Annotated in this window: 20 protein-coding genes; 9 read left to right on the forward strand and 11 right to left on the reverse strand. The window is 72.4% G+C overall.

Going from position 1 to position 18,233, the window contains the following annotated elements:
* Window positions 1-40: 40 nt before the first annotated feature.
* The gene (locus B5D66_RS06155; RefSeq protein ID WP_078760665.1) at window positions 41-310 is read right to left on the reverse strand and encodes a DUF3073 domain-containing protein; all 270 of its coding nucleotides are present in this window, start codon (window positions 308-310) and stop codon (window positions 41-43) included.
* A 413-nt stretch (window positions 311-723) separates the two neighbouring features.
* On the opposite strand from B5D66_RS06155, the gene B5D66_RS06160 reads away from it, so the two are divergent.
* Together B5D66_RS06160 and bldC are read left to right on the forward strand one after the other, a co-directional pair.
* Window positions 724-1,659, forward strand: coding sequence for a DUF8083 family protein (locus tag B5D66_RS06160; RefSeq protein WP_078760947.1), 936 nt, complete (start codon window positions 724-726; stop codon window positions 1,657-1,659).
* 688 nt (window positions 1,660-2,347) lie between these two features.
* On the forward strand, window positions 2,348-2,551 hold the full coding sequence (gene bldC, locus B5D66_RS06165; RefSeq protein WP_067965399.1) for a developmental transcriptional regulator BldC: 204 nt from the start codon (window positions 2,348-2,350) through the stop codon (window positions 2,549-2,551).
* Window positions 2,552-2,689: 138 nt separating this feature from the next.
* Here bldC and B5D66_RS06170 read toward each other — a convergent pair whose 3' ends face one another.
* A complete protein-coding gene (locus B5D66_RS06170) occupies window positions 2,690-3,256 on the reverse strand; it encodes a TetR/AcrR family transcriptional regulator (protein WP_078760666.1) in 567 nt (188 codons plus the stop codon).
* A 48-nt stretch (window positions 3,257-3,304) separates the two neighbouring features.
* On the opposite strand from B5D66_RS06170, the gene B5D66_RS06175 reads away from it, so the two are divergent.
* Window positions 3,305-4,273 (forward strand): DMT family transporter, encoded by a 969-nt coding sequence (locus B5D66_RS06175; RefSeq protein WP_078760667.1) that lies wholly within the window; start codon window positions 3,305-3,307, stop codon window positions 4,271-4,273.
* Here the strand turns inward: B5D66_RS06175 and B5D66_RS06180 are convergent.
* The 6 genes from B5D66_RS06180 to B5D66_RS06205 all read right to left on the reverse strand — a co-directional run bounded on the left by B5D66_RS06180 (window position 4,270) and on the right by B5D66_RS06205 (window position 10,052).
* Window positions 4,270-5,010 carry an ABC transporter ATP-binding protein gene (locus B5D66_RS06180; RefSeq protein ID WP_235000803.1) on the reverse strand — a complete coding sequence of 247 codons (741 nt, stop codon included), beginning with the start codon at window positions 5,008-5,010 and terminating at the stop codon, window positions 4,270-4,272. The two genes, B5D66_RS06175 and B5D66_RS06180, sit on opposite strands and share 4 nt — an antisense overlap.
* A gap of 11 nt (window positions 5,011-5,021) precedes the next feature.
* Window positions 5,022-5,822: an ATP-binding cassette domain-containing protein gene (locus B5D66_RS06185; RefSeq protein ID WP_078760669.1), complete on the reverse strand. Its 801-nt coding sequence runs from the start codon at window positions 5,820-5,822 to the stop codon at window positions 5,022-5,024.
* On the reverse strand, window positions 5,819-6,730 hold the full coding sequence (locus tag B5D66_RS06190) for an ABC transporter permease (protein WP_078760670.1): 912 nt from the start codon (window positions 6,728-6,730) through the stop codon (window positions 5,819-5,821). Before B5D66_RS06190 ends, B5D66_RS06185 begins: the two co-directional genes overlap by 4 nt.
* A gap of 185 nt (window positions 6,731-6,915) precedes the next feature.
* Window positions 6,916-7,896, reverse strand: coding sequence for an ABC transporter permease (locus tag B5D66_RS06195; RefSeq protein WP_327308099.1), 981 nt, complete (start codon window positions 7,894-7,896; stop codon window positions 6,916-6,918).
* A 51-nt stretch (window positions 7,897-7,947) separates the two neighbouring features.
* The gene (locus B5D66_RS06200; RefSeq protein WP_078760671.1) at window positions 7,948-9,513 is read right to left on the reverse strand and encodes an ABC transporter substrate-binding protein; all 1,566 of its coding nucleotides are present in this window, start codon (window positions 9,511-9,513) and stop codon (window positions 7,948-7,950) included.
* A 176-nt stretch (window positions 9,514-9,689) separates the two neighbouring features.
* Entirely contained in the window at window positions 9,690-10,052 is a 363-nt protein-coding gene (locus B5D66_RS06205; protein WP_078760672.1) for a YkvA family protein, read from the reverse strand.
* Between the two features lie 173 nt (window positions 10,053-10,225).
* On the opposite strand from B5D66_RS06205, the gene B5D66_RS06210 reads away from it, so the two are divergent.
* Window positions 10,226-11,089 carry an N-acetylmuramoyl-L-alanine amidase gene (locus B5D66_RS06210; protein WP_078760673.1) on the forward strand — a complete coding sequence of 288 codons (864 nt, stop codon included), beginning with the start codon at window positions 10,226-10,228 and terminating at the stop codon, window positions 11,087-11,089.
* A gap of 285 nt (window positions 11,090-11,374) precedes the next feature.
* Window positions 11,375-11,971, forward strand: coding sequence for a DivIVA domain-containing protein (locus B5D66_RS06215; protein ID WP_078760674.1), 597 nt, complete (start codon window positions 11,375-11,377; stop codon window positions 11,969-11,971).
* A gap of 39 nt (window positions 11,972-12,010) precedes the next feature.
* Here the strand turns inward: B5D66_RS06215 and B5D66_RS06220 are convergent, their stop codons facing one another.
* A complete protein-coding gene (locus B5D66_RS06220; protein WP_078760675.1) occupies window positions 12,011-12,385 on the reverse strand; it encodes an RNHCP domain-containing protein in 375 nt (124 codons plus the stop codon).
* 393 nt (window positions 12,386-12,778) lie between these two features.
* On the opposite strand from B5D66_RS06220, the gene B5D66_RS06225 reads away from it, so the two are divergent.
* Window positions 12,779-13,711, forward strand: coding sequence for a M48 family metallopeptidase (locus B5D66_RS06225; RefSeq protein WP_078760676.1), 933 nt, complete (start codon window positions 12,779-12,781; stop codon window positions 13,709-13,711).
* 21 nt (window positions 13,712-13,732) lie between these two features.
* On the opposite strand, the gene B5D66_RS06230 is transcribed toward B5D66_RS06225, so the two are convergent.
* Entirely contained in the window at window positions 13,733-14,344 is a 612-nt protein-coding gene (locus B5D66_RS06230) for a TetR/AcrR family transcriptional regulator (RefSeq protein ID WP_078760677.1), read from the reverse strand.
* A 298-nt stretch (window positions 14,345-14,642) separates the two neighbouring features.
* On the opposite strand from B5D66_RS06230, the gene B5D66_RS06235 reads away from it, so the two are divergent.
* The 3 genes from B5D66_RS06235 to B5D66_RS06245 all read left to right on the forward strand — a co-directional run bounded on the left by B5D66_RS06235 (window position 14,643) and on the right by B5D66_RS06245 (window position 17,690).
* The gene (locus B5D66_RS06235; protein WP_078760678.1) at window positions 14,643-14,912 is read left to right on the forward strand and encodes a DUF6504 family protein; all 270 of its coding nucleotides are present in this window, start codon (window positions 14,643-14,645) and stop codon (window positions 14,910-14,912) included.
* A 669-nt stretch (window positions 14,913-15,581) separates the two neighbouring features.
* Window positions 15,582-16,265 (forward strand): response regulator transcription factor, encoded by a 684-nt coding sequence (locus tag B5D66_RS06240; RefSeq protein WP_078760949.1) that lies wholly within the window; start codon window positions 15,582-15,584, stop codon window positions 16,263-16,265.
* A gap of 3 nt (window positions 16,266-16,268) precedes the next feature.
* Window positions 16,269-17,690, forward strand: a complete 1,422-nt coding sequence (locus tag B5D66_RS06245) for a sensor histidine kinase (protein WP_078760679.1) — start codon at window positions 16,269-16,271, stop codon at window positions 17,688-17,690.
* A gap of 52 nt (window positions 17,691-17,742) precedes the next feature.
* On the opposite strand, the gene B5D66_RS06250 is transcribed toward B5D66_RS06245, so the two are convergent.
* Window positions 17,743-18,228, reverse strand: a complete 486-nt coding sequence (locus B5D66_RS06250; protein WP_078760680.1) for an NUDIX hydrolase — start codon at window positions 18,226-18,228, stop codon at window positions 17,743-17,745.
* Window positions 18,229-18,233 lie beyond the last annotated feature (5 nt).

Consider the following 18,233-nt stretch of genomic DNA (forward strand, 5'->3'; position numbering starts at 1 on the left):
ACGCGGCATGCGCGTACTGTCGACGGAACGGCGCGCCGACTCAGCGAAGGCGGTCCGAACGCTCGGACCCGTCCTCGGCCGTGTCGTCGCCGTCCGCATACTTGTCGGCATAGTCCGCATAACGTTCGACCAGGTCGTCGTAAGGGTCCTCATAGGTGTCGCCGGGTGAGCCCGAAGGCTTCGACGACGACACGTCTTCCTCAGCGACACCCAGCTCTGCCCGCAGCCGGTCGAGGTCGGTGGCGCCGGCGCTGTACTTCAACCGCCGGGCGACCTTCTGCTGCTTGGCCTTGGCTCGGCCGCGCCCCATTGGCTCGACCCCCTCAACGATTGGGTTTTCCCAAACCCCAGATCACTAGCAAAACCGCAATGCCGGGCTGACGGCCGTCACCGCACTGACGACAGGCGCCAGCTTACGTACGGATACAACCGTACCCGGTTTGGAACCAACCTGCCTACGCCGCCCGCGGATAAGCGCTCGTGCCGCGCGCCACCACGCCTGTGGTGGCTCCGCTCGGGCGCGTCTGGAACTCAGCCGGAAACACGCATATGTTCGCGCTCGCCACCCTCCGGTTGTCGGTTCGCGGGCTCATACGGCTCCCCGGTTGCCGACTTCCCGTCCGGCGGCCGTCAGGGCCAGGGTACCCCCTCCGCCCGGAAGTGCCCTCGTGGGGAATCCCCGAACGGCACCCCTCGGGGAGAGGCGTGTGCCACGATGCGTTCGTGCTGCCCTACACGGCCTATTTCCGCATCTACCAGCCCGTGATCGCCTACTCCAGCCGTGAGCGCGCCTACTGGCGGGCCTACGCCCAGTCCCCGCACCGCCCCCGCAGGGCCGAGGCCGTGGCGGCCGAGCACGAGGAGTCACTGCGCAGACTGGTCACCTCCCCGCCGACCGTCGCGCCCTCCCGCGAGAGCGGTGACGCCTACGTGCGGCGTTCGGGCGGCGAGCTGTTCGTGTGTCCGTGGCAGACGAGATTGCGTTCCTGGCTGGCGTTGCGGGAGTTCCGGGCGACGACCTCGGCGCGGGTCGCCTCGGCCTTCGTCCCCGAGGCCGTGGTCGAGGCCGCCGAGGCCGACGCCGAACGGCACCTCGGCCGTGGAGAGGACAGCCGTCCCCAGATCCTGACGAGCCGGTGGACGGTCCCCACCGCCTGGTTCGTCCCGTTCGGCGCCGAGGAGCGCTGTCTCGTCCTGGGGGGCCGGCGGGAGTGGGATCCGGCGCTGGAGGGACCGGGGACCTTCCCGGGGGAGCCGTCCTCCGCCCTCCCCGTCGAGGAGCCGGCCCCGCGGTCCGCCGAGTCGGCGGCGACGCGCGCGTTGTTGTACGTGACGGAGATGGGCACGGCGCGGCGCAGGTTGGAAAGGGCCGTGCGCGTGCTGCGCGGTGTCCCGGACGGCGAGGGGTCGCTCGCCGCGGTCGAACGGCTGGAGGACTGGCTGACGGCCGTGGCCCACCCGCGGGCGTTGCTGGAGCTGGACTACGGCGGCCTGGTCCACCTGCTCGGCGACGCGGAGCTCCGCGACGACCACTCGGCGGCCGAGGTCGAGGCGGCGCTCACCGGGCTGGAGACCGGCCAGGAGGCGGTGACGTTGGCGGCGCATCGGCGTCTCGTCCGGCGCTGGCGCGCGGTACAGGCGCTGGAACGCGCGAACTGACCCCGCTTGCGGCTGCTCCGGCACCCGCTCAGATCCGAAACCTCATCACATTCGCCCCTCGTCCCCCTCGCCCCGAACCTGGTGTACCAGGTTTTTCCTGACGTGATTCTTAATCTCGAAGGGGTAGAGGTGGGATGAGTGCGGATGAGTCACCACACTTGACGCCATCTTTGCTGAAACTGGGCATAGCACCCAATAGATGACGACGTAGACTGTGGCCAACTCGTTACAGAGAGCACTCTGAGTAACCGAAAACCCGTACTACGCCGAGAGATCGGCACGGTAACCGGGAGTCTCCAACCCTCCGTTCCCCGCCCCGGGGACGTCCCGAACGCCCCCCGTTAGAGCCGGTGAACGAGCCGGATTGAAGATTCCCCAGCCAGGTGAACGCCGTTTCAGGCCGAGTGGACCTAGCACTTTCGGGCCGCCGGATCGAGAAAAACAGGGCCGGAGAACGAAGTTTTGACCGAATACGCCACATGCCACTAAACGTGTCGCTAGAATCACTCAGCGTGACGCACCGCATGTGTGACTTTGGATCTCCCATCCAGCAAAGTCGCGTTAAGTGGTCGCGTAATCACCTCGGGTGATGCCAATATAGACCTAGAGGGCAATATTGGACATCCGGGCCAAGTGCCAGGATAAGGCTCAGGATCGGCACACAGATCCAGGAGGAGAGGCCGTACACATGTCAACTCGCACGCCCGAGGCGGAGCCCCTGTTGACCCCTGCCGAGGTCGCCACCATGTTCCGCGTGGACCCCAAGACCGTCACGCGCTGGGCAAAGGCGGGCAAGCTGACCTCGATTCGGACCCTGGGTGGCCACCGCCGCTACCGCGAGACCGAAGTCCGTGCGCTGCTGGCCGGGATCCCCAACCAGCGCGCGGAGTAACCTCCCCCTCCCACACCGTATCCGGGGGGATGAACGGGGGGAGAACCTGTCCGACCACCGAGGGCGGGGCGCCGGAGACGAGCGCCCCGCCCTCGTCGCGTCCGCCCGCCCCTACGCACCAGTGGCGGTCGCCCCGGCCTACCGGAGCAGCGCCAGCGCCGCGGTGGCGGCGCGGGAGAAGGGGTCGTCGACGACCCCCATGCCCGCCGTCACGAGCGCGCCCTCGTACAACAGCAGCATGTGCTCGGCGACCCGGCGCGGCTCGGCGATCCCGGCCTCGTCCACCAGCTCGGCGAACAGGGCCAGCATCCAGCGCTTGTGCCCGACGATCACCGCGTAGGCCGGGTGCGCGGGGTCGCTGATCTCCGCGTGCGCGTTGATCATGGCGCACCCCTTGCTCCCCCGTACCCGCGCCCATTCCGCCGCGGCGGCGAAGACCGCTTCCAGCCGGGCCTCGGGTGTGCCGTCGGCCGCGCGGAGGTAGCCGTCGAGAAGCTCCCGCCATTGGACGTCCCGGGCGGAGAGGTACTCCACGACCAACCGCTCCTTGGAGCCGAAGCGGTCATAGAGCGTCTTCTTCGTGACGCCGGCGCGTTCGGCGATGGCGTCGACCCCCACCGCGTGGATCCCACGCTCGTAGAAGAGTTCCGAGGCGGCCGCAAGGAGGGCGCGCGCCTTCGGGGTCCACTCGATCACCGCAGCCATACACCAGAGATTACCGCCGAGGTAGACCGAACTGTATAGTCCGGGGATATGGGTATACAGATCGGTATAGTCACGAGATCCCGGACGTGGGTCACCGGAGCACTCGCCGTACTGTTCGTACTCTGCTGGTCGTCGGGGTTCATCGGCGCCAAGCTCGGAGCCGCGGACGCCCCGGTCACCACCGTGCTGATGTGGCGCTTCGTCCCCCTCGCGCTCGCGCTCCTGCCCTTCCTCCTGGCCCAGGTGCGGCAGTCGGCGGCGCACCGGCGGATACCCGGGCTCGGCCGCCACGTCCTCATCGGGATCCTGTCCCAATCGGTCTACCTGCTGACCGTCTACTGGGCCATCGAGCTCGGGGTCGGCACGGGCACCACCGCGCTCATCGACGGTGTCCAGCCGCTGGTCGCGGCCGCGCTCGTGGGTCCCCTGCTCGGTGTCGCCGTGACCGGACGGCAGTGGGCGGGGCTGGCGCTCGGGCTCGTCGGCGTGGTGCTCGTCATCTGGTCCGACGCCGCCTCAGCGGGACAGGCGCCGGCGTGGGCCTACCTGGTGCCCTTCCTCGGCATGCTCGGCCTCGTCGCCTCCACGATCGTCGAACGCCGGGCCCCCGCGCCGATGCCCCCGCTGCGCGCGCTGGCGATCCACTGCTCGACCTCCGCCGTGGTGTTCACCGGCCTCGCGATCGCCACCGGAACCGCGGTCCCGCCCGCGTCCGGATCGTTCTGGCTGGCCCTGGCCTGGCTGCTGGTGTTCGCCACCTTCGGCGGTTATGGCCTCTACTGGCTGCTGGTCGAGCGCATCGGCGTCACGCCCGTCAACGGCCTGATGTTCCTCATCGCACCGGTCACCTCGGTGTGGGGAGGCGTCATGTTCGACGAACCGTTCACCCCCCTCACCGCCGTCGGACTCGCCCTCGCGCTCGTCGCGGCCCTGGTCGCCGGTATGGTCCGGGACGGAACCAGGCCCCCGAAAGGGGAGCGTGACGCCCAGCCGGCCGGGCGGAGACTTCGGATCTAGTGGTCGAGGCCCGGGGTCGCCTCCAGCAGCCGGGTGAGTTCGGGGGCGGCCCCGGCCAGCCCACCGACCGGAACGTCGGCGACCACGCGCCCCTCCTCCAACGCGACGACCCGGTCGGCCAGGCGCAGCGCCACCCGCAGGTCGTGGGTGACCAGGACGAGCGCGCGGTGGCCGCGCTCGACCGCCAGGACGTCGAGAACCCGCTCCTGGGCCAAGACGTCGAGACCGCTCGTCGGCTCGTCGGCGAGCAGCACGTCAGGGTCGGTCGCCAGGGCCCGGGCGATGGCGACGCGCTGGCGTTCCCCACCGGACAGCGTCACCGGCCGCCGCCCCGCCATCCCGGGGTCGAGCCCCACCCGGGCGAACAGCTCGAAGACGTCGGTCCCCCGGTCACCCACCGCCTCGGCCACCACCTCTCCGGCGGTGTAGCGCGGGTCGAAAGAACTCAGCGCGTCCTGCGGAATCCAGCCGAACCGCCGTCGAACCGCCCGGCGCTCACGCTCCGACACCGCCCAGACGTCCACGCCCCCCACGGTGACCCGCCCCGTGTGCGGCCGGTCCAAGGCCGCCAGGACCCCGACAAGCGTGGACTTGCCCGAACCGCTGCGGCCCACGACCGCCACCGACTCCCCCGCGGCGACGTCCAGATCCACTCCGCGCAGCGCCTCGATCCGGCGACGCCCCGCGGTGAGGACCCGCCCCACCCCGCGACAGGAGACCAACGCCTCGTCCCGCACCGTTCCCCTCCTCATCTGCCGGCCCGTGCCACGGCCCCGCTCGCGCGGACCAGGTCGGCGGTGAAGGGGTGGGCCGGAGCCGCCAGCACCGCCCGCGCCGGCCCGGACTCCACGACCCGTCCCCCCTCCAGCACCACGACATGGTCCGCCCAGCGGCCGGCGACGGCAAGGTCGTGGGTGATGAGCAGCAGAGCCCGCCCGGCCGCGCGGGCCCCCGAGCACAGCGTGTCCAGCACCCCCGCCTGGGTGACCGGGTCCAACGCCGAGGTGACCTCGTCGGCGATGAGCAGCCGGGGCTCCGGGGCGCAGGCCAGCGCGATGGTGACGCGCTGAGCCTGTCCGCCGGAGAGTTCGAAGGGGTGGCGGCCCCACATGCGCTCCGGCTCCTCGACGCCGGCGTCGCGCAACGCGGCCAGTCCACGGGCGTAGCGCAGGGAACGGGGCACCCCGTGGGCGCGCAGTGTCTCCGCGAAGTGCCGGCCCACCGTCACGGTCGGGTTCAGCGCCGCCTGGGCCTCCTGGAACACATAGCCGACCCACGCCCCGCGCAGGGCCCGCAGGCGACGGGGCGGCAGGGCGAGCAGGTCCTCCTGGACGCCGTCACCGACCCGTAGGAGCGCCCGCCCCTCGACCTCGGCGGAGCGGGGACGCAGGCCGACGAGGGCGCGGGCGGTGAGGCTCTTGCCCCCGCCGCTGCGGCCGACGAGCGCCGTGACCTCGCCCTCCGCGAGGCGCAGGTCGACGCCGTCGATGATCGGGCGTCCGGCGATTCCGATCCGCAGCCCCTCGACGGTGAGCAGGGACGCCGTCACCAGGTCCTCCCCTCGGTCGCCTCGTGGCGGTCCAGGCCGGTGGCGATGACGTTGACCGCGACGATGGTGACGACGATCGCGGCGGCCGGGATCGCGACCGTGTACCACTGGCCGGTGAGCAGGTGGGAACGCGCGTCGGTGAGCAGGTTGCCCCAGCTCGGTTGGTTCGGCGGCAGGCCCAGGCCGAGGAAGCTCAACGTGGACTCGGTGAGGATCGCGTGCCCCACCTCGAAGGCGGCGATGGCGGCGATCGGCGGCAGGGCGTTGGGCACGAGGTGACGGCGCACCACCTGGCCGCGCGACAGCCCCAGGGAGTAGGCGGCGCGGACGAAGGGACGGGCGCGCAACGCCCGCATCTCGGCCCGGGCGACCAGAGCCACCGGCATCCACGCGGTCACCGCGATCGCGATGACGACCGTGGACAGCGAGGAGCCCGCGACGGCCGCCAGCGCCAGCGCGACGACGATGAGCGGCAGGGCCAGCAGCGCGTCGGCGGTGCGCGTGATCGCGGTGTCCAGCCACCGTGGCCCCGTGGCGGCGAGCGCGCCCAGCCCTGTTCCGGCCACGACGGTGATCGCGGCGGCCACCAGGCCGACCAGGAGGGAGGAGCGCGCCCCGTGGAGCATGCGGGTGTACAGGTCGCGGCCGAGCGCGTCGGTGCCGAGCGGATGCCCGGGGGTGCCGGGCGGCAGGGAGGTCGCCGTGGTGTCGGTGGCCGCCGGGTCCATATCGGTCAGCCAGGGGGCGAACAGGGCGGCGGCCCCCATGAGGACCAGTACGCCCACCGCCGTCCACAGGGCGGCCCGTCCCCCGCCCCCGGGCGGCGCGATCCGCGCGGCGAGCAGTCCCCGCGGCCGCACCGGTCCACTCGCCCCCTCCTCCACCGACACGGTGGGGCCTGTGACCATGTCCTGTCCCCTTCCGCCCCGCCGAGCGGGGCCACGTCGGCCGCCCTCGCGGCCCTTGTCGCACGAGGTTCGCGATCGCGGGGCGTACCCGCCACGGCCGGTCCGCGACGCGAGGCGCCCGCGGCGTCCTTCCGAAGGGCGTGAGGCGGCCGGCGCCGCCCGCTCCGCGGCCCTTCGCCCCTTGGTCAACGGGCCACCGCCACCGACCGCGCCCGCGGGTCGAGCCGGGCCGTCACCAGGTCGCCGAGGAGGTTGGCCGCGATCACCACGAGCCCGGTGACCAGGACGACCGCGACCAGCACCGGGTAGTCGTCGCCCTGCGCCGCCTCCACGCCGAGACGGCCCATCCCCGGCCAGGCGAAGATCAGCTCGATGGCGTAGGCCCCGGCGAGGAGCTGGGCGACCCCCACCCCGAACCGCGCCGCGAACGGCACGAGCCCGGGGCGCAGGACGTGGCGGGTGTGGACCGCCCACGGCGGCACCCCCCGCACCTCGGCCGCCGCGACGTGCGCCGACCCGCGCACCCGGCGCACCCCCGACTCCACCAACCGCACGTACACCCCGAAGTGGTGGCCGAACGCCAACGCGAGGGCCGGCAGCGTCACGTGGGAGGCGACGGTGGCCAGGGTCATGGGTTCGCCGGGCCGTCCGAGCCCTCCCGAGGGGAACCAGCCCAGCCACACCGAGAACACGAACAGGCACAACAACGCGCCGACGAATCCGGGAACCCCGCCGAGCACGAACATGGCCAATCCGATGGCCCGGCGCAGCGTGGCGCTGCGGGACAGACCGGCGACCAGCCCCACCACGACGGCGCCGACCAGGCTGAACAGCGTCGCCACGGCGGCGAGCAGCAGGGTCCACGGCAGCGCGTCGGCGATCTGGTCGGCGACCGGACGGCCGTTGAGGTAGGAGGCGCCGAGGTCCCCGCGCACGACGCCGCCCAACCAGTCCGCGTAGCGCTGCGGCAACGGCGCGTCCAGCCCCATCGCCGCCCGTTGCGCCTGGACCGCCGCCTCCGGAACCGGCCGGCCACCGGAGCGGGCCTCCAAGAGTGCGCGCGCGGGGTCGCCGGGGGCGAGATCCAGGAGCAGGAAGCACAGGACCGACAGCACGACGGTGACCGCCGCGGCGGTCACGGCCCGGACGGCGATGAACCTGAGGATGGCGGGCTCCCCGAAGAGGGCCGGCGGCCCGGTGAGGCCGCCGGCGGACGGTCAGGACGAGTAGGACCAGTCTTCGACGTTCCAGAAGAAGCCGTAGCCGTGGTGGGCGAGGGCCCGCTCCTGAGGTCCGGTCAGGTTCGCCGGAACGGCGTTGACCGCGTCGAGGTAGGTCAGCCACACATAGGGCGGGTCCTCCGCCAGGGCCCGCTGGAAGTCGGCGTAGGCGGCGGCGCGCTCGGCCTCGTCGTTGGTGCCGCGGCCGGCCTCCAACGCGGCGTCCACCTCGTCGTTGGCGTAGCTGCCGTAGTTGGAGCCGCCGTCGGCCAGCGCCTCGGAGGAGTGGAACGGTCCATACAGCGAGCTGTCGGCGTCGTAGGGGGTTCCCCAGCCGATGAGGAAGGATTCCAGCCCGGCCCAGTCGACGGCGTCGCGCGGCCGGGGCTCGGCGGTCACGTCGAAGCCCTGTTCGCGGAGCTGGGTGGCCACCACCTCGATCATCGCGGAGCGCACGCCGTCCTCGGCGAACGTGGTGAGCTCGAAGGAGACCGGTTCGCCCTCCTTCTCCCACACGTCCTCGCCGTTACGTTCGTAGCCGGCCTCGGTCATGATCTCCTCGACCCGCCCCGGGTCGAAGGAGTAGTCGACGGCGTCCTCGACGTGGAAGGGGCTCTGGTCGAGTGGCCCGCCGGCGGGGGTTCCGTAGCCGTAGAGGACGCTCTCGACGATCGCCTCGCGGTCCACCGCGTAGTTCATGGCCTGGCGCAGGGCCGGGTCGGCGAACCGCTCGTCCTCCATGTTGAACAGCACGCCACGGTAGTCGGCCGTGGGATAGACCTCCAGCCGGAGGTCCGGGTTGCCCTCGACCTCTCCGGCCTGCTGCGGTTCCAGGTAGGCGGCGTCGATCTCGCCGTTGTTCAGCTGGATGAGCCGGGTGGCGGCGTCGGGGACGTAGGAGATGGTCACGGCGTCCAGGCCGGGCGGCCCCGCGTAGTAGTCGGCGAAGGCGGTCAGGCGGGCGTAGGAGCCGTGCTCCCAGGTGTCGAGCTGGAAGGGTCCGGTGCCGATGGGGTGTTCCCCAAAGGCCGGATCGTCGATGCCGGAGTCGGCGAGGAGGTGCTCGGGGAGGATCCCGTTGGAGAGGGTGTCCAGCAGGGCGGGGGTCGGCCGTTCCAGTTCGACGACGACGGTGGTGTCGTCCTCGGCGGTCACCGACGTGACGTTGGCGTACTTGTTGCTGGTGGCGAACCCGCCGTCGCGCACGCCCTCGATGGTGAACACGACGTCGTCGGCGGTGAAGGGCTCCCCGTCGTGCCAGGTGACGCCTTCGCGCAGGTGGAAGGTGTAGGTCCGTTCGTCGTCGCTGATCTCCCAGCTCTCGGCCAGCGCGGGGACGACCCGGTTGTCGGCGTCGTGGGCGGTGAGCCCGCGGAACACCATCTCGGTGACCGGGTCCAGGTGCTCGTCGACGAGGGCGGGGTTGAACGCCTCGGGTTCGTCGCCGAGGGCGTAGGTGAGGGTGTCCTCGTTGTCCTCCGGACCGGAGCCGCCGGCGGCGCATCCGGTGGCCAGCGCGCTCAAGGCCACGCCGACGGCGATCAGTGCTCGGAACCTCGTCATGCTCTCCCCACAGATGCGGATCCTTTGCAAGAGAGAACTGTACGCGGATGGCCTGGAGAGACGGACAGCAGGGCCACAATCCGTCTTAACGGGCAGGTGGCTACAAAACGCCCACCCCGAAACAGAGAAAGGGGTCCGCCGAAATCCGGCGGACCCCTGTGGAGTGACGGGCGGGATCAGGACACGACGTGCCCCTGGACGTACTGGGGACCGTGCCGCTCCCACTCCAGGAAGCGTTCGGTCTCGCCCAGCAGACCGGCGGCGAGCCACACCGCGACACCGATGTCGTCGGCCACGCCGAGGAAGGGGATGAACAGCTCGGGGACGAGGTCCACCGGGGAGGCGATGTAGGCGACGGCCAGCAGGAACAGCGCCAGCCGCGAGGCCGGGAGCTGCGTGTAACGGCCGCTCAGTCGGGCCTTGAGCAGACGTGGGAGGGCACCGATACGCGCCCACACCGAAGGGGCTTCGGGACGGGCGGCCTCGTGCACGACCCGCCAGGCCGCGGCGCCGGCGGCGGCACGGTTGGACTTTCGCATTCTGTTCACCTCGACAGGATCGGCCGGGGGCACTCTCAAGATATGACGCGTCTACTCCTCTTCTTGTTCCCTCGGACCCGCCCGCCATACACGTGGGAAACGGCCACGGGGGGACGGTGGCGTAGGTTGTGGCTGTCCCCGACCCCCGATCCCCGGGAGCCAACATCCACACCATGCGCGGCGACATTTCTCCCCCCTCTCCCTCCCCCCGGCCCGCCGGTCTCGCCGCGGCGGCGATGGCGGTCGCGCTCACGACCGCCTGCGGCACCGGAGCCGGCGCCGAGGACGCCCCCGCCCCCGAGGTCACCGCGACCCTCCCCCTCCCCGATCCGGCGGCCCCCTCCCCCGGAGAGGCCACCCCCGCCGCGGACCTCCCCCTCTCCGGCACGACCGTCGTCATCGACCCCGGGCACAACGGCGGAAACGCCGAAGCCCCCGACCAGATCAACGCCCTGGTCCCGTCGGGCCCCGGGACCAAGGCGTGTGACACCGTGGGCGCCGAGACCGACAGCGGCTACCCCGAGCACAGCTTCACCTGGGACCTCTCCCTGCGCCTGCGCGAACGGCTGGAGGAGGAGGGCGCCCGGGTCGTGCTCACCCGCGCCGACGACGAGGGCGTGGGGCCGTGCGTGAACGAGCGCGCCGAGATCGGCAACGAGGCCGGGGCCGACGCCGCCATCTCCATCCACGCCGACGGGGCCCCCGCCGGCGTGCGCGGGTTCCACGTGATCGCCCCCGGGGTGGTCGAGGGCTACACCGACGACATCGCCACCCCCTCCATGGAACTCGCGGAGGACGTGCGCGACGAATTCCTGGAGCTGTCCGGCCACCCCACCGCCGACTACATCGGCGACGAGGGCATCGACGTGCGCACCGACCTGGGCGGCCTGAACCTGTCCGACGTGCCGAAGGTGTTCCTGGAGGCCGGCAACATGCGCAACGCGACGGACGCGCGCAACATCGAGGACTCCCAGTGGCGGGCCCGGGCGGCCGACGCGGTGGCCGCCGGGATCTCGCGCTACCTCCGTGGTTCCTGAGGAGCGCCGCACCGCCTACGCCGCCCTCGCCGGGGATCGTCCGGCCGTGGCGTCCCCGCGGCAGGACCACGGGCCCCTGACCGACGTGGGCGTCCGCGGTCACGGCCGCCCCGCTGTAAAGGGCCTGGTCGGCCGCGCCCCGAAGCCGGGGACGCGCCGCCACCGCGGCCACCGACCGGCCTCCAGGGAAGGGAGGTCGGTCCCGATCCTCCCCGGTCCGTTCCACCTCCGGCGGCTTGGGCGCGCCTCTCCCCGCTCATCCCGAGGCTCGGCAGAATGTGAAGCATGCCACTGACGCCCGAGGAGGTCCGTGATCGGCGCTTCCCCAGGACCCGGCTGCGCCCCGGGTACGTCCCCGAGGACGTCGGCTCGTTGCTGGAGCGGGCCGCGGCCACGTTGGCGGCGGCGCGAGGCGGTCCGGCCGCGCCCGACCCCGTGACCGCCCGTGACGTCGAACGCTGGCTGTTCCGCGTCACCCGGTTGACCTCCGGTTACGACATGCACGAGGTGGACGGCTTCCTCGACGCCGTGGTGGCCGAACTCCGCTCGGCGGAGGAACGCGCCCCCGAGGCGTTCCGGCGTCCCGACCGGAGGGCACCGGAGGCCGGGCTGCGCCCCGAGGACGTGCGCGCCAAGCGCTTCACCACCACCTGGCTGCGTTCGGGGTACGACGAGCTGGAAGTGGACGACTTCCTGGATCGCGTCGAGATGACGTTCGAGGCGTTGCTGGCAGAGCACCGGGACCCCCGCCTGCTCACGGCCGCGGAGGTGCGGGCGGCCCGGTTCAGCGTGGTGCGGATGCGCCCGGGCTACGACGCGGACGAGGTGACCGCCTTCCTCGACGTGATCGCGGCGGAACTGCAACGGCGGGGCAGAGGGTGAGCGGCCGGGGCGGGCGGACCCGCCCCGGCCGGGCCGCGCTCACAGCGCGGCGAGATGCTCCAACGGGAACGGCGGACGCGCCAGCGGGCGCACCGCGATGCGGATGAGCGACAACGGATTGTCGTCACCCGCCGCGCGGTTGCCGCTCAACACGTCGCAACCGGTGCAGCGGTGGATGATCACCCATTCGCCGTCGCCGCGTACGGCGATGGAGAGGGGTTCCATCCGGGCGTGGCACTGCGACGCGCGATCACCGGGAACGCGGTCGTCGAGATGCCTGCTCCACAGGCAGTTGGGGCAGTGGTTCCGGTGCGCGGTGCCGGGCGCGTCCATGGGGACGTCGAGGCGGCAGTTGGCGCAACGGAACGATTCGGCTCGCTGCCGGGTACGGCTGCGGTGGTGGTGTCGGGACACGGTTTTTCGCTCCGGGCGAGAAGTGTGGGAACGCGACGCTGTCGAGCCTGCTCGCGCTTCCCACGGGGCCGTGCCCTGCTCCGTGTGACCTGGAAGGACCGTGGATCAGCGTGGGGCGGGCCCCTGCGGGACGCAAGGCTGGCTCGCAGCGATCCGGGCCATAAGTCACCTCTCACCGTGTTCGGGCGGCGCGCCCGGGCGGGCGCGCGTCCTGCCCAGTGAAGCCGGATCCGCGCCGGCGCGCAACGGGTTTTCCGCGGGCCGGCCCTGACGCGAGACACGCTCGGATGGTTCAGGTCCCCCCGTTACCACGGAAAGTAATATTCCATTACTTGACGTAGTTGACGTACGTCGTCCACCCCATTGTTCTGGACGGCCGGGAGGGAGCGTCGTATGACCCACGCGAGAATCGCCGGAGGCGAGGGCGACTCCGCGCGTTTCCCCTATGGCCGGCCGGGCGAGCCCGCCGTGTTCCCCCAGGGCCGTCCCCCGGGAGCGCTGTACCGGCCCCATCTCCCGGTGGGCCCGGCCGGGCGCTCGCCGACCTCCTTCGAGGAACGCCCCGGACGCCACCCGTGGGAGAACCCCCTTCTCGTCGCCTGCCTGACCATCCTGGCCGGCGCCGTCGCCCCCCTTGTCCACAGCCTGTGGACGTCAGGGGCCCTGCACCGCGTCACGCTCGGCGCGGCAGCCCTCCTGCTCGCCGGCTGGGTCGCGCGCGGCGTCCGCGACGCCGGCAGGCGCGCCCGCGGGGTGAAGGTCTCCCCCACGCAGTTCCCCAAGGCCCACCGGATGGTCCGCGAGCTGGCCGTGGACATGGGACTGAACCGCGTTCCCGACGCCTACGTCGTGGCCGGCGCCGCCCCGGGCGCCTGCGCGCGGGGAGCCGGCGGGGGCCGCTGGGTGGTCGTGCCGGGCGACCTGTTCGAGGTCGGCGGCCGGCTGCGCGATCCCGACGCCCTGCGCTTCCTGCTCGCCCACGAGCTCGGCCACTTCGCCGCCGGGCACGCCGCGCCCTGGCGGCGCGCCGCCGCGGCCGGCGCCCTGGCCGTCCCCCTCCTCGGCACGGCCCTGTGGCGGGCCATGGAGTACACCGCCGACGACCACGCCTGCGCGCACTGCCCCGAAGGCTCCCACGGCATCCGCATCCTGGCCGGCGGCAAGTACCTGTACCCGATGGTGAACCTGGGGGAGATGGCGGGGCGGGCCCGCACCGAGCGCGGCGTCTTCCCGCTCCTGCACAACATGCTGTCCCGGCGTCCCCCGCTGGTCCGCCGCATGGCGGCGGTGCGCGACCGCTCCCGTCCCGGGCGCCTGTTCCGCTAGGAGCGGGGGCGCCCGCCGCCGCTACGGGCGCAGGCTGGCCAGGAGCAGATCGGCGTAGTAGGCGCCGATCTCGGCTCCGCCCAGTTGACCTTCGGGCCGGTACCACATGCCCAGGTGGTGGACGGCGCCGAAGTACTGGGTGACGACGATGTCGGCCGGCACGTCGGAGCGGAAGACCCCGGCGCGCGCGCCCTCCTCGATCATCGCGCGGAAGCACTCGTGGTAGCGGCGGCGTTCCTTGCGCACGGCGCTTTGCCGGTCGGGGGAGAGCATGTGCAGCGAGCGGAAGAAGATGACGGTGTCGTCGAGGTTGTCCACGGTGGTGTGGACGACGTCGGCCGCCGCCGCGCGCAGCCTCTCCTCGACCGGCCCCCCGGCCTGGGCGAACTCGTTCAACCGGCGCGTCTGCATCGCCAGGACGCGCTGGTAGATCGCGTAGAGCAGGTCGTCCTTGGACGAGAAGTAGTGGTACATCGCGCCCTTGGTGACGCCCGCGGCGTCGACCAGTTCCTGCACCGAGGTGCGCTCGAACCCGCGTTCGGCGAACAGGCGGGTCGCGACCGACAGCAGCCGGTCGGGTACGGAAAGGGAGGAACGCCGCTCAGCCCGGTCCTGCCCCGCCGTCCCCGTCATGTCCCACTCCCAGCTGATCGACCGGTCCGGACGGGCCGAACGGCCCGCCTCGCCGTCCTCCAGGATAGTCCACCTGGCATACCGCCCGGTCGGTTGCCGCGCCGCCCGCTCGGCGCGACACGCCCGGCCTCGCGTCCGGGGATGGATTTTCCGCCGTTTCCGCACGTCAGCCGACCGGGGGCGAAATCGACACCGCCCACCTGACCCACAGTGGAGCCCGACGGTCCTAGGGTGAGAGGGGTCGATCCGAAGTTCACGAGCCCCCCTCAGGCGAACACTTGTTCGATAGGATGCGCGCGTGAGTCTCTACAACGAACGGATCGACGTCAGATCGACCACCGGCGGGCACCCCGCCCTCTTCGCGTGGCGGGGCCACATGTACCGGGTACGCCGGGTCATCGGCACCTGGAACGGCGACTCCCAGGGAAACGGGCCCACCGCCCGTCCCGGCTCCGATGTCCGCCTCGTTCGGGTCGCGGCCGAATCCGACCACGGTCAGGCCAACATCGCCGACATCAGCCTCGACGTCGCCACCAACCACTGGACGATGCGACGTCTGTGGAGCTGAGCAGCGCCACGTAGGACGGCGGGATCCTCGGGCGAGGGTCCCGCCCTTCAGACCGCCCGGCGCGAATTCCGGTGACCGACGCGGTGCCGCCCGGCCGATCGCCTTCTCGGCCACCGGACAGCGCCACGGAGCTGGGCACCGGGGCGCGAAGGACGACGTTTCCCGGGGCCGTCGATCCGGCGGCGTGGAGCGGTCATCGACGGCGCACCCGCTCCTGCGGCCCCCACGACCGGCGGCGCGCCGGTCGAGGCACCGCCGCCCCGATCTCCGGTGACGTCCACCTCGATCGGCCCGTCCTTTGGAGACCCTCCCCTACGGCACCGGCGTCCGCCCGGGCATCGCCGGCCGCGCCGACACGTCCGATCTCCTCCCGCGTCCGCTCCGCCGCCGAAGACGCCCCCGCCTCTTTCGCCCCCACCTTCTCGGTGCCGCGTCGGCCGTGGCGGGTGGTCGGGGACGCGGGGAACACCGGAGGGACGAGCCGTCCGGACGACGCGACGGCGTATCCGCGCACGTGGCGGCGTGTTCCCGCCGCGGCGGAGATCGATGCACACGATGCCGGTCTTCCAGCGAACAACCGACTATGAGCGCGTGTGCGGCCGGCCGGGGGCGCCCACCCCCTCCTCGGCGCGGACGGCCCGGTGTCCCGGCGTTCTACCATGTCCGATGATGCGCATCCTCGTGGTCGAGGACGACGACCGCGTCGCGCGGGGCCTGGTCACCGCGCTGCGCCACGCCTCCTACGACGTTCATCGGGTCTCCACCGCCGCCGCCGCACTGCACGCGCCGGCGGTGGACGTCGTGCTGCTCGACCTCGGCCTGCCCGACGCCGACGGCTTCGAGGTCCTGCGCCGGTTACGCGACAGGCCCGAGACCGCCATCATCGCGGTCACCGCCCGGGCCGAAGAGCACGAACGTGTCCGCGGGCTGCGCGCCGGCGCCGACGACTACGTGGTGAAACCGTTCGGCATCGCCGAACTGCTCGCCCGCATCGACGCGGTGCTGCGCCGCACCCGCGCCGCGCGGGCCCGGGCCCGCCACACCGACACCCCACCGCTGCGCGCCGGGGCGCTGACGATCGACGTCGGCGCGCGCGAGGCCGAACTGGCCGGTGAGCCGCTCACCCTCACCCGCAAGGAGTTCGACCTGCTCGCCCTGCTCGTCACACGCTCGCCGGCCGTCGTCTCCCGCGACGTCATCCTCGACCAGGTGTGGGGGGCCACCTGGGAGACCTCCTCGCGGACGCTCGACACCCACATCGCGGCGCTGCGCGCAAAACTCGGCGACGCGGTGCGCATCCGCACCGCCCGCGGGGTCGGCTACCGGCTGGTCCCCGACACGGAACCGGCCTGACCCGTGCTCCGCCGGCTCATCGCGCTCCTGCTTCCCCTGTCCTTCGTCCTCGTCGCCGCCCTCGCGGGCCCGCTGGGCACCCTCATGGCCCAGCGCGAGACCCAGGAGCTCTACGTCGACCGGCTCAACGACATCGGGCGGTTCGCCTCGCTCGCCGACAACGCGCTGCGCACCGGTCGCACGGAGGCGCTGCGCACGGAGCTCGAGGGCTATGAGGAGCTGTACGGCATCTCGGTGGCGCTGCTGGACCCCTCGGGTTCGCTCCTCATCGCCTCGGGCCCCGGCCACGAGGCGGCGCAGGCGATCGCCGACCCCGCGACACGGGAGGTGCTGGACGACGCGATCGCCGGATTCCGCCCCGAACCCCCGACCGCGGTGTGGCCGTGGCGCGACGCCCCTCTCATCCTCGCCGAACCCGTCGGCCGCGACAGCGAGGTGGTCGGGGTCCTCCTCCTCGTCTCCCCGACCGACGCGATGCGCGACCGCGTCCTCGCCGACTGGGGGGTGCTCGCGCTGCTGTGCCTGATCCCGCTGTCGGTACTCGCCGCGATCACCTGGCCGGTGTCACGGTGGGTCCTGTTGCCGGTCCGCCAACTCGACTCCGCCGCGTCCAAGATCGCCGACGGCGACCTGAGCGTGCGCGCCGACGAGGTGGGCGGTCCACCCGAGCTGCGGCGCCTCGCCGCCTCCTTCAACGCCATGGTCGACGTCGTGGAACGCGCGCTGCACCGGCAACGGGCGTTCGTCTCCGACGCCTCCCACCAGCTGCGCAACCCCCTGGCGAGCCTGCGCCTGGCCGTGGAGAACCTGGCCCCCCACCTGTCCGGCCCCGAGGCCCGACAGGCCCACGAGGACGCGGTGGAGGAGGCCAAGGCGATGAACCGGATGCTCAACTCCCTGCTCGCGGCGACCCGGTTGGAGAGCTTCGGGACCGCCCGCCCCATCGACCTGGACAACGTGCTGGACACGCGCCTGCAACGCTGGCGGGCGCTGGCCGGCGAGCGCGGCATCGACATCGAGACCCACGTCCCACGCGGGTTGCGTCTGCTCGAACCGCCCGGCGGCCTGGGCAGCGTGCTGGACGAACTGATGAGCAACGCGACACGGCTGTCCGGTGGGACCCGGGTGGTACTGCGCGCCCGCTCCGGGGACATGGTCGAGCTGCGCATCAGCGATGACGGCGTCGGCCTGTCCCCCGAGGAGCGGGACAGCGCGTTCCGGCGCTTCTGGCGCGCGCCCAAACACCAGAACACCGTCGGGACGGGCCTGGGGCTGGCGATCTGCGCGGAACTGGTCGCGGAAGCCGGTGGGGAGCTCCTCCTCGAACCCGGCCTGCCCCGGCCGCGTGGCGACGGTTACGGCCTGGAGGTGGTCCTGCGCCTTCCCGACGCCTCAGCCGCCCAGTCGCCGCACGAACCCTCCTGACCTGCGGAGACCTCGAACCGGACGGCGCCGCGCCGGCGCCCCGGCCGCCGGGTCACGCCGCGGACGGGGGCGGCGGCACGAACCACGCCTCCCCCTCCTGCACGGCGTGGCCGATCCGGCGCAGGATCGCCGCGCCCATGGGCGGCAGCCCGTCCAGGGGGAACCAGCGCACCTCCAGCGACTCGTCGTCGGCCGGCCGGGCGACGCCCTCGATCGGGCGGCAGCGGAACGCGATGTCGAGGAACTGCACCCGGTCTCCGTTGGGGTAGGCGAACGGTTCCTCGGTGACCACGCTGACGATCCGTTCGGGGAGCACCCGCAGCCCCGTCTCCTCGTACACCTCGCGCACCAGCCCCGCCGCCGGCTGTTCGCCCGGCTCCAGGATGCCGCCGGGGGTCGCCCACGTCCCGTCGTCGGAGCGTCGGTGCAGCAGGAGGCGGCGCTGCTCGTCGAAGACCACCGCCGTCACCCCCACCAGGGGCAGGAGGGCGTGGCCCACATGCTCACGCATCGCGAGGACGAAGTCGGGTGTCGGCATGGTCC

It is taken from the genome of Marinactinospora thermotolerans DSM 45154, from assembly GCF_900167435.1.
In the GTDB taxonomy this organism is placed as follows: domain Bacteria; phylum Actinomycetota; class Actinomycetes; order Streptosporangiales; family Streptosporangiaceae; genus Marinactinospora; species Marinactinospora thermotolerans.